This window comes from Prosthecobacter dejongeii (genome assembly GCF_014203045.1).
GTDB lineage: Bacteria > Verrucomicrobiota > Verrucomicrobiia > Verrucomicrobiales > Verrucomicrobiaceae > Prosthecobacter > Prosthecobacter dejongeii.
This window is the reverse complement of sequence record NZ_JACHIF010000006.1, coordinates 385,021-396,266: the sequence shown is the minus strand read 5'-3', so window position 1 is coordinate 396,266 and position 11,246 is coordinate 385,021. Positions and strand designations below refer to the sequence as shown.

The 11,246-nt window shown below is 55.8% G+C and carries 6 protein-coding genes; 2 read left to right on the top strand and 4 right to left on the bottom strand.

Annotated features, from left to right (window positions below; genetic code table 11):
• Window positions 1-90 precede the first annotated feature (90 nt).
• From alr to leuB, 3 genes are read right to left on the bottom strand one after another with little or no spacing between them, the layout of a single operon-like run.
• Complete coding sequence (gene alr, locus HNQ64_RS15800) at window positions 91-1,239, bottom strand: alanine racemase (protein ID WP_184210324.1); 1,149 nt, start codon at window positions 1,237-1,239, stop codon at window positions 91-93.
• The gene (locus tag HNQ64_RS15795) at window positions 1,236-1,826 is read right to left on the bottom strand and encodes a methyltransferase domain-containing protein (RefSeq protein ID WP_184210322.1); all 591 of its coding nucleotides are present in this window, start codon (window positions 1,824-1,826) and stop codon (window positions 1,236-1,238) included. Before HNQ64_RS15795 ends, alr begins: the two co-directional genes overlap by 4 nt.
• Before the next feature lie 53 nt (window positions 1,827-1,879).
• Window positions 1,880-2,986, bottom strand: a complete 1,107-nt coding sequence (leuB, locus tag HNQ64_RS15790; RefSeq protein ID WP_184210320.1) for a 3-isopropylmalate dehydrogenase — start codon at window positions 2,984-2,986, stop codon at window positions 1,880-1,882.
• 177 nt (window positions 2,987-3,163) lie between these two features.
• Between leuB and HNQ64_RS15785 the strand changes: the two genes are divergently transcribed.
• Complete coding sequence (locus HNQ64_RS15785) at window positions 3,164-8,347, top strand: putative Ig domain-containing protein (protein ID WP_184210318.1); 5,184 nt, start codon at window positions 3,164-3,166, stop codon at window positions 8,345-8,347.
• Window positions 8,348-8,426: 79 nt separating this feature from the next.
• Here HNQ64_RS15785 and gatB read toward each other — a convergent pair whose 3' ends face one another.
• Window positions 8,427-9,890, bottom strand: coding sequence for an Asp-tRNA(Asn)/Glu-tRNA(Gln) amidotransferase subunit GatB (gene gatB / locus HNQ64_RS15780; protein ID WP_184210316.1), 1,464 nt, complete (start codon window positions 9,888-9,890; stop codon window positions 8,427-8,429).
• A 179-nt stretch (window positions 9,891-10,069) separates the two neighbouring features.
• On the opposite strand from gatB, the gene HNQ64_RS15775 reads away from it, so the two are divergent.
• Window positions 10,070-11,239: a sialidase family protein gene (locus tag HNQ64_RS15775; protein ID WP_221305468.1), complete on the top strand. Its 1,170-nt coding sequence runs from the start codon at window positions 10,070-10,072 to the stop codon at window positions 11,237-11,239.
• Window positions 11,240-11,246: the final 7 nt, after the last annotated feature.

The window sequence follows — 11,246 nt, the reverse complement described above, 5'->3', positions numbered from 1 at the left end:
CCATGAGGGTGAAGCATGCCATAGGTGTCAATCCCACACAGCGTCAATACCTTCGCTCACAACACCTCGCGCCTATTGCATCATCCGGGTTTAACCGTTTCGATACAAACGAGGAACGCGAGTGTTGATGTTCGTCAGCACTTCATAAGGAATGGTCCCGGCCCACTCAGCCACTTCAGCCGCTGAAATGGACTGCCCCTCAGAGCTTCCTAGCAGGATCACTTCATCGCCATTGTAAGCGGTGCCTTGATCCAGATTCACCATCATCTGATCCATGCACACCCGACCGATGACAGGGTAGCGCACTCCCCTAACGATGACTTCAGACTTGTTTGACAAGGCCCGGAAATAACCGTCACCATACCCCACAGGAACGGTGATCACGCGGACGGGGTGGTCACTTTGCCAAGTGGAGCCGTAGCTGACAGGATGCCCCGGCTGTACTACTTTAAAGTAGGCCACGCGGCTCTTCCACGTCAGCGCTGGGCGCACCGGGACGGTCTGCTGACAGTCTGCGCTGGGATAGACGCCATACAAAAGGATGCCTGGACGCACGAGATCCAAATGGCTCTCTGGCAACTGGAGGATGCCCGCACTGTTCGCCATGTGGCGCATGGGCACTGGCAGGCTGCGCTTTTCATAAAAGGTTAGGACTTCATGGAAGCGCTCCAACTGCAATTTGGCGTGCCCCAAGTCGGCTGCGTCCGCATTGGCGAAGTGCGAATAAATCCCTTCCACCTGCACATGCTCACAGGCTAGACTGGCCTCCAGCAAAGTGGCAGCACTGTAGTAGTGGATGCCAATACGCTCCATGCCGGTATCAATCTTCAAATGCACACGCGCACGTCTGCCCATAGCAGCAGCCGTCTCATTGATGAGGTGCAGCTTCTCGACCGAGGGCGCAGTTAGCGTGAGATCATGCTGAAGGAAGAGCGGAATTTGCTCCCCTGCGATCCCTCCTAAAACGAGGATGGGCGCCGAGATTCCCTGCCGACGAAGAAGGATACCCTCCTCCAAAAAGGCCACACCTAGATAATCCACGCCACACTGCACCATGTGATTGGCCACAGGCACCAGACCATGACCATAGGCATTGGCCTTCAGGATGGTCATCACGCGGGCACTGCCCACATGCTGCTGAATCGCTCTCAGATTCTGTGCTAGGCAGCCTAGATCCACCTCCACATGCGTGGGCCTCACGGGTTGCTCAGCCATGGATGCTTCAAAGACGGAGGTCATGAAATCTTCCGCAGAGCCCGCAGGCGTTCACGTTTCTCGCGCCCAGCATAGGCTTGTTCAGGAATGTAGTCCTCCTCCACAGCCCATGCATGGGGCGGAAACAGAGCGGACAATTCCTCCAGGGATATGCCAAAGGGCGGCCCTGATTCTCCAGGATCCATTTCAGGCTCGATGAACCAGACCCCCACCAGCAACCCACCAGGCCGCAAGAGTTGCCCCACCGTTTCGGCATAAGCCTGCCTCAAGTGAGGAGGCAGGGCACAGAGACAGGTGTGCTCAAAGATAAAGTCAAAACTCCCCTTCCACGCTTCAGGCAGGGCAAACAGATCCCCCAAGACAAAACGCGACGCGTGGCCGGGATGGGTGGCCATGGCGCGCTGGATAGCCGTAGCGGAAAGATCCACGCCGACGGACTCATACCCAGCCTCAGCCAGGAACACCACATCATGCCCGAGGCCACACCCTGGCACCAAGGCACGCCCTTGCAGCTGAGGGTGAGCTTGAACCCATACTGACAAGGGAGGCGATGGCGCTCCCTTGTCCCACGGGGTATTTCCTTCTATGTAGCAGCTTTCCCAATCAGTCATAACAATGACAGAGGGGAGCGCAGCAAGCCGCGCCTGCAACCTGAATCCTTCACTCAGAGAGCGGCCACGATGGCATTGCCCATTTCACGGGTGCCCACCTTGCGGGTGCCTTCCACGCCTGTGAAGATATCACCAGTGCGCAGACCACTTTCGATGGCCTTCTTCACCGCGTTTTCGATAGCGACGGCTTCCTGCTCCAATCCCAGAGAGAAGCGAAGCAGCAGTGCTGCGGAGAGAATCTGAGCGATGGGGTTAGCGATGCCCATGCCCGCAATGTCTGGAGCGGTGCCGCCGCTGGGCTCAAAGAGGCCAAAGTAAAGACCATCGCCCTTCGGTTTACCCAGGCTGGCACTGGCAAGCATGCCCAGGCTACCACAGATCATGGCCATCTCATCACTGAGGATGTCGCCAAACAGGTTTTCTGTGACCATGACGTCAAAGCTGCGGGGGGCTTTGATCAACTGCATGGCCGCATTGTCCACATAGAGGTGAGCCAGAGTCACGTCTGGATACTGAGCAGCCACTTCCAGCATGGTTTCACGCCACAACACACTGTTGGTTAGCACATTGGCCTTATCCACCGAAGTCACATGCTTACGGCGAAGCTGGGCGGCTTTGAAAGCAACGTGGGCAATGCGCTCGATTTCGCTCTTTTTGTAAACCATCGTATCAATCACTTCGATGTCGCCATCTGGCAAGGTGGTGCGGCTCTTCGGCTGGCCAAAATAAAGACCGCCGGTCAGTTCACGCACGCAGAGGACGTCAAAACCACCTTCCACCAGATCTGGCCGGATGGGGGAAGAGGCCGTCAAAGCCGGGTAGCAGAGACCTGGACGAAGGTTGGCAAAAAGGCCAAAATGCTTGCGCAAAGGCAGCAACGCACCGCGCTCTGGCTGCTCGTTCGGGGGGAGTTTTTCCCACTTTGGGCCACCGACTGAACCGAAAAGGATGGCATCGCTAGCTTCGCAGGCAGCCACGGTTTCAGCAGGCAGGGCTTTCCCCACGGCATCAATCGCGGCTCCGCCGACGAGTTGGTGATTGTATTCAAACCCAAAATCAGCCTTGGCGGCGAGGGTATCGAGAACTTGGATCGCCTCGGCCATGACTTCAGGACCGATACCATCACCAGGGAGGACTGCGAGTTTGTACGTGCGACTCATAAATAGGGTCGGGTTTATGGACGAAGAAGCGGCGACGGGCAAGGGCGGAGAATTCAGTTGAGCAATTGGAGCGCCGAATCCGTCCAACACCTAGATGCGACCTAGTGAGTGTTCCAAATACTCCCACATTTTAGCATTGCCTTCTTCTCCCCGTGTCAATACCCTGTCTTTACAACCATGAAAAACCCCCTTTCATCTCTTATCACCACGGCTGCGCTGCTGTGGCTGTCCCCTTTGTCAGGGCAGGCACAGAGTTCTGACGCCCAGGTAGTGGCAGACATCAACACTCAAGCTCCGGCTGCTAATACCTCCCGTAAATCCATGGTGAAGGTCAATCCAGGCAGTGGAGAGATCCTCATCATCGCCGTGGATGATCCTTTAAGCGGGGGCGAACTTTGGCGGAGCGACGGCACTCTGGCCGGCACCCGTCAGGTGCGAGACATCATTCCTGGACCGACAGGCTCAGATCCACGTGACCTCACGACGGTGGGAAACCGGGTGTTTTTCTCTGCATTAGAGGCTAATGGGCGCAGCAGTCTTTGGGTCACAAACGGCGAATTTGCCACCACCAATAAACTGGCTGAATTCCCCACTTCTCCTCAACCGGACAATCGCCGACTGGATCGTTTTACCGCATTCAACGGTCGGCTGATTTTCCGTGGATACGATAGCGACGCAGGCAGTGAAATCTGGATGTCTGACGGCACCCCAGCAGGCACCGTCCGTAACTTAGACATTACAGGTTCATCCCTTAATTCCGACGTGGACCACTTCTTCAATTTGAACAACCAAACGCTCTACTTCACCGCCGATACGAGCAGCTTGGGGCGTGAATTGTGGAAGATGAACAGTTCTTTCCAGACTTCCCTTTACCAGGATATCCAAGAAGGCATTGAATCCAGCTTCCCGTCAGACAGCACCCCAGTCAATGAGACCACGGCCGGATTCAGAACGGAGATGATCGCCGCCACCCCAGATGAAATCCTTTATTTCATCGCAGACAGTCCGCTGGGCATTGAACTCTGGAAGACCGACCGTGCGGGAAATGCGACTGGAACAACCATCGTCCAAGATATTTTACCAGGTTCAGAAAGTTCTTCGCCACGGTCTTTGAAAACGATGACCGTGAGCGGGACGGAATACCTCTTTTTTGCTGCTAACAAAAGCGATACCAGTGGGCGTGAGCTCTGGAGGTCCAACACGATCACAGGCGTCACTGAAATCGTCCGTGACATCGTCCCTGGAACCGATGGTTCCAGCGCGAATAACCTCCACGTCATTGGCAATACCCTGTTTCTCACAGCCAACGATGGCCAGGGCGTGGAACTGTGGCGCAGCAACGGTAGCGTCGGGAACGCTGGAACAACTTTGGTCAGCAACATCAATCCAGGTGCAGGCAGTTCCAATCCGACAAACTTCTTCACCTTTAACAACCGCCTTTTCTTCACCGCAGTCAACGGCACTGGCATGGCCCTCTATAGCTGCGGGACGACAGGTACCGAAACCCTTGTGCGTCAATTTGCTGCGGCAGATACGGCTTCCAGCTTTACTCAGATCGGAACCAATCTGTACTTTCTTGTCAATGGATCCCAGCTTTGGGTCACAAACGGCGTTAATCCCGCAGGGACAACGCTGGTAAAAAACTTCCAGGAAGGCAATGCGGGCTCAGCAGCAACGGGCCTGACAAAAGTGGGCACCACAGAAGTTTATTTCTCTGCCAATGACGGTATCTCAGGCCAGGAACTGTGGAAGACTGACGGGCTACCAGGAGGCAGCACCGTGCAGGTAGCCAATATTCGCCCTGAAGCGGAGGGGCCAAATGCCCCACCGCTTGGCTCAGATCCCCTTTACATCACTCCGTCTGGCAGCAAGGTTTTCTTCAGTGCAGATGCCACCGGCAGCAATCGTGAACTGTGGATGACTGACGGCACAACCCTGGGCACCACCGTTGTCAAAACCACGGGAGATGCCGAAATCAATGTTAGCGGCGCTAGCGACCCGACCTTCCTGGCCGATGTGAATGGTGTGGTTTACTTTTCAGCGGTGTCTTCTGGAAACGGCCGCGAACCCTGGAAGTCTGACGGCACCCCAGAAGGCACTCAGATGCTTGCAAACTTAGTGACGACGACGGGCTCCTCGAACCCTGAAGAGTTCATCAAATTCAAGAATGAAGCGTATTTCGTTTCATCTGCCTCTGGAGAAGGTCGGCGCCTTCGCAAAGCCGTCCCCCCGTATGCAGCCATCATTGATGGCGTTACAAATCCAGGCATCCCTAACGATGCGGGTCCAGATGATCCGAAGGAACTGACCGTCGCTGGCACCGGATCCAATGAACGGCTTTACTTTTCAGCGCGCATTCCTGGCAAAGGCCGTGAACTTTGGAAAAGCGATGGCGCATCCAACCGCACGGAGTGCATTGACATCAATACAGGGGTTAACAACTCCAACCCCGAGCAACTGACCTCTGTTGGCTCCCAGCTCTTCTTTGTGGCCACCGATGGCACTGCGACCAATACCGGACGAGAGCTTTGGGTGACCACAGGCAACCGAGCCACCACTCGCTTGGTTAAAGACATCAATCCAGGCGATGGACACTCCGATATCCAAGACATGATCGAAGCCGGTGGAAAACTCTTTTTCACCGCCGTGACTGCCGCGAATGGACGCGAATTGTGGGTGAGCAACGGCACCTCAGCGGGCACTGTCATGCTTAAAGATATTGTCCCTGGCATCGAGAGCCCAAACATCACCAACATGCGGAATGTGGATGGCATCCTGGTTTTCTCGGCCAACAATGGTGTGGATGGTCGTGAAGTCTGGATCTCCGATGGCACGCCTGCTGGCACCATCCTGCTGCAAAATCTGGCACCACTCTCCGCCTCATCCAACCCAAGCGAATTCACGGCTCTGAATGGCCAAGTGCTATTTGCGGCGACGACACCAACCACGGGCTATGAACTATTAACCTCCTTCATCGGATCCAATCTTGAGGTCCAGCTTCAGCCCGCCAATACTGTCATCAATGCAGGGAGCACGGTGGTCTTCCCCGCTGTAGATTTCAAACTCAACACCACGCTGACGCTGACCTTGAAGAATACAGGCAGCAATGTCCTGAAGGATGTGAAACCCCTGATCAGCGGCGTCAATGCCTCTGAATTTACCCTGGTCGCGCCGAAAGCGGCCACCATGGTCTCTAGCAATGGAAGTACCTCCATGGCTATTCGCTTCACACCCAAGGAAGGCGGGGTCCGGAGAGCGACGCTTTCCATCTTCAGCAATGACAATGAGCCTAAACCCTTTGTTATCCAACTGGAAGGCACCGGCAACAAAGACCCAGAAATCACGCTTCAGCCTCTTCCCCTGATGCTGAAAGTAGGAGAGCCCGCATCCTTTGAATCCACCGCCACTGGTACTGCCCCTCTGGCCCTCCAGTGGAGAAAGGGATCTGCAAGTGTGGCAGGTGCCACCAGCACCACGCTGAACATCAGTGCGGTCACGATCAAAGATGCAGGGGCCTATAGCCTGTTTGTCAAAGGCACCCCCCTTACCGCAGTGAGCAATCCGGCCGAACTCGGGGTGGTAGAAGACTACGTCAGTCCACCTCTGCTCGTGGCAGGGATCGACAAAGTGGCCACGCTGAAGGTGAATGCTGCGGGAAATCAACTCACCTACCAATGGCTGATCCAACGGGCAGGCGATCCACAGCCATCGGAGTTGCAGAATGATGAACGAGTCAGCGGCGCACAGACGAAGACCTTGGTGATTAAAAATCTGCTCACCAGCGATACGGCTGAATACTCATGCCGCGTCACCAACCCTGGCGGCAGCAAGGTGGGCGGCACCACCCAACTCAATGTCTTCAGTGAGTCACCGGATGTTTACAGCACCCAAAATATGCCAAATGGCGTGGTGGGGGGAGACTATAAGCATCAGATTAAAATTGACCCAGCCGCGATTAAATCAGCCCTGACTTACTCCGCCACAGGCCTACCCCCTGGCCTCAAGGTGAATGTCAAAACGGGCGAAATCACAGGCCGCCCGACGAAGGACGGAAACTACAGCCCCGTCCTCACCGCCAAAAACACAGTGGGTAGCGACAGCTATACTGTCGATCCTCCCATCAATATCGAGCTCTTCCCCGCCGGGGTCGAAGGCATCTATGCTGGCACGGTGGAGCACAATGGTGAAATCAATGGTCACCTCGGAGGTCGCCTGGATCTCACCGTCACCAAAACGGGGAGCTTCAGCGGCAGCCTCACGCTCGGTGGCAGCAAATTGCCAATCAAAGGCATCATGAACGTCTATCGTGCTGAAACGAATACGCTGCCGGAATTCGAACTCCTCGTGAAACGCACCGGCAAGCCCGTGCCGGAACCCGTGACCTTGCAGGTCGAGCTTAACCCTGTGACCGGTCTGCTAACTAGCAATAGCAAGGTAACCGTTCTGGGTAAAACAGCTCTCATCGCAGGAGCTCGCCGGGTGGATGCACTCGCAGCCGCATCATACGTGGGATACTACACCTTCGGGATGGAGCTTGGGGACATGGGCCAAGTGGGCGAAGCCTCTGCCGCCACGATTCCTCAGGGTTGGAGTTACGGCTCTTTCACGGTGGCGAAAGATGGTAAACTTACCTTTGCGGGTCGCACGGCCGATGGGGACAAAATCATCGGCGCTTCGTTTGTGGGCGTGGACAGCAAAATCGTTGTTTTCCAGACCATGTATACCCCGCTGAAGGGCTCCCTTCTCGGCAGCTTAACTGTGGACTCTGTGAATACAGCAGACCTCACGGATAACACCCTAACAGGTGATGTGGAATGGGTGCGCCCGGCGGATCCGAAATCGAAGACCCGCACCTATGTCGCAGGCTTTGGTATGACAGGCACGCCCGTGTTAGATCCCGTGCCCCTGGAAGTTACAGGCTCCATCTATGTCAAACCCGTGGGCACAGCACTCACCCTTAACCTGCCTGCACCGACGACTGTGGACCTCGACTTCCGTTATGGCGGCCTTCTTGAGGCCGATGTCATGGCCCGCCTGGATGCCAGCGTGATTGTGGCCGCTAGCCACAAGATCACTCAGCCAACTCCGGCGACCACTGGACAGACGAAGCTTGCCTCCATCGCTGGGGGTACAGGCCTCTTCACCGGCAGCTTCGCCCTGACCGATGCAGACCTCCGACCGAACTTCACCAAACCGCTCATCCGCAAGGTGACCTTCCAGGGCATCATGGTGAAAGACCATTTGGGTGAGAAATTCGGCGCTGGATTCTTCCTCTTGCCAGAGCTGCCAGAAGGCACCGAAACACCGACCACGGTGCCGATTCTGAGCGGTGAGATCGAGCTCACGCCTGTTCTTCCTTAATCATCAGTCATCCATCCAACAGGCGTGAAGGGACACCCCTTCACGCCTGTTTTGTTTTCGACTCAAATGGAGAAGGAATTTAATCCAGGAGCTTCTTGCGCACGATGTCCGTGACAATCTTCGGATTTGCCTTGCCTTGGCTGGCCTTCATGGCTTGGCCAGTGAACCAGTTCATGGCCTTTTCATTGCCGCCTTTGACCTCAGCCACCTTATCTGGATTCGCGGCCAGGATTTGCTCCACAATCGCCTCCAGCGCACCTGTATCACTCACCTGCTCAAAGCCCTTGGCCTTGATGATGGGTGCCGCGCTCTGACCGGTGGTGAACATCTCGGCAAAGACTTCCTTCGCCTGATTGTTGCTGATCTTGCCAGACTCCACCACGGCCACCAATTCATTCAATGCTTCGGGTTTGACCGGGCAGGAGGCGATGCCTTCTTCGCTGTCTTTCATGAGTCCCAGCAGGTCATTGATGACCCAGTTCGCCACCTTTTTAGCGGGCACTTTGAGATCGGCAGAAACAGCCGCTTCATAGTAGCTGGCCAGAGCCTTGTCACTGGCCAGCACACCTGCATCATAGGCACTGCAACCGTAGTCAGATTCAAAACGCGCACGCTTTTCATGCGGCAATTCCGGGACCTGCGGACGCACGCGGGCAACGATGCTCTCTGTGCGCAATGGAATCAGGTCGGGATCAGGGAAGTAACGATAATCGTGGGCATCTTCCTTACCGCGCATGAAGATCGTTTCGCCACGGTCATCGTCCCAGCGCCAAGTGCTTTGCTCTAGCTTGCCGCCACCGTCTAAGACGCCGATCTGACGGTCCACCTCATACTTGATAGCGCGGCGTACGGCCGACATGGAGTTGATGTTTTTGAGCTCGATCTTCGTACCCAAGTCCTTTTGACCTTCAGGCCGAATGCTGATGTTCACGTCACAGCGCATGTTGCCTTTTTCCATATCGGCATCGCTCACGCCTCCATAGATCAAGATTTGCCGCAGGCTGGTGATGCAGGCAAAGGCCTCCTCCGCACTGTCAATGTCTGGGTCTGTCACGATCTCCATCAGCGGCGTGCCAGCGCGGTTAAAGTCAATGGTCGTGAACTTATCGTGGTGGGTGCTCTTGCCCACATCTTCTTCCAAATGGATTCTCGTGAGCTTCACCGACTTGCCCGGATTGACGATGCTTTTTTGCGCATCTTTAGGGTAGGCCAGATCATACAACGGGATGCCACCGCCCAGACACAGAGGCAGATCATTTTGCGTGATCTGGTAGTTTTTCGGCATGTCTGGGTAGAAGTAGTTTTTGCGGTCCCACTTCACCACGGGGGGCGTGCTGCAGCCCAGCATCATGCCTGTGAGGATGGTCTTTTCAATGGCGGCTTCATTCAGCACAGGCAGGGCTCCTGGCAGGCCTAGACAGGTGGGGCAGGTATTCGTATTCGGCTCCTCACCCACCATGACCGGGCAGGCGCAGAACATCTTGCTCTGCGTGGTCAGTTGCGCGTGAACTTCAAGGCCGATGGTGACTGTGTACTTGGGCATGGGAGGGCATGACATTGGAATCCCTTTCCCCTGCTGGCAAGTGGGGCTTCGGCTCCAGCGGCGGAGATTTTCCTGCTGCTGCCTCAGAATCACTTACAAGCCATGTTAACATAACACATTCTTCCCTTCATACTTCACAGGATTGTCCACCAGGGCTGCGTTTATGCCTCACCAACCCAATGAAATCGCTGCCACTTCTCCTCACCACCCTCTTAACCTGGGGTCTTCATGCCCAGGCTGCCGACTGGTCCCAGCAGGCCATGGAAGATGCCAAGCAGGATCGCACCAGCATCCCGTATGATGGCATCACGCCTAACAAAATGGTCTGTGACACGACCCTGCGCCTGCTGCCCGATGGCACCTGGGGGCTCATGATTTTAGCTGGAGGAGACTTTGAGCCATCTCCTGAAAACTACACCGGCATCACCTTCAGTAAGGACGAAGGCCGCACCTGGTCCCCCTTGCAAGCTGTGGACACGGGCCTGCCCCGTGCTGGCGAAACCATTGGCCAAGGGGTGACGGAGCTCATGGTTCGTGAAGGCCGCTGCACCGCCTTCCTTTCCACACATTCGCAGACGTGGGGCCGCCACTGGAAGTCCTGGATCATGCACAGTGACGACAGTTGCAAAACGTGGTCGAAGCCAGAGCCCGTCCCAGGACGCTTGGCCAATTTCACCTTCGTGCGCAATCACATCACCACACGTGATGGCCGCATCCTCATCCCCTTCCAGCATTACGTAGGCCCCGGTGCAGACGTGCCACCGCCCCCAGCCGAAGAAAAACCCTGGCACAAGGCCCTCACCCACTACGTCAGCAATCCCCGCAACGGCATCCTCATGAGCCGTGATGGGGGTAAAACTTACACTGAACATGGCAATGTGCGGCTGACGACTGATGACCGCTACCATGGCTGGGCCGAAAACAACATCGTGGAGCTTAGCGATGGTCGCATCGCCATGATCATCCGGGGAGATCGCCTGGGCGGTGTCCTTTATTATGCTGAATCCAAAGACGGCGGCAAAACATGGCCCGAGTTTGCAACCAAAACAGATATTCCGAACCCCGGCAGCAAAGCCACCCTTTATCCTTTAGGTGGCGATACCGTAGCCATGCTGCACAACCCAAATCCCAAGCACCGCAGTCCCCTTTCCCTCTGGATCAGCTTTGACGGTATGAAGACCTGGCCCTACCAGCGCGTGCTCGTCAAAGAATCCAGCGATGGACCTAAAGGCCGCCTGAATTACCCCGATGGTTTTGTCAGTGCCGATAAAAAGTGGCTGCATTTCGCCTACGATGACAATCGCCACCGTGCCGTGCATTACAGTGCCAAACTACCCGCAATCCCCTAACCACCTT

Excerpts from the sequence above, each read along its gene's own strand:
- alr (WP_184210324.1), bottom strand. The coding sequence starts at position 1,239 with ATGACCTCCGTCTTTGAAGCATCCATGGCTGAGCAACCCGTGAGGCCC.
- gatB (WP_184210316.1), bottom strand. The coding sequence starts at position 9,890 with ATGCCCAAGTACACAGTCACCATCGGCCTTGAAGTTCACGCGCAACTG.
- HNQ64_RS15785 (WP_184210318.1), top strand. The coding sequence starts at position 3,164 with ATGAAAAACCCCCTTTCATCTCTTATCACCACGGCTGCGCTGCTGTGG.
- HNQ64_RS15795 (WP_184210322.1), bottom strand. The coding sequence starts at position 1,826 with ATGACTGATTGGGAAAGCTGCTACATAGAAGGAAATACCCCGTGGGAC.
- HNQ64_RS15775 (WP_221305468.1), top strand. The coding sequence starts at position 10,070 with ATGAAATCGCTGCCACTTCTCCTCACCACCCTCTTAACCTGGGGTCTT.
- leuB (WP_184210320.1), bottom strand. The coding sequence starts at position 2,986 with ATGAGTCGCACGTACAAACTCGCAGTCCTCCCTGGTGATGGTATCGGT.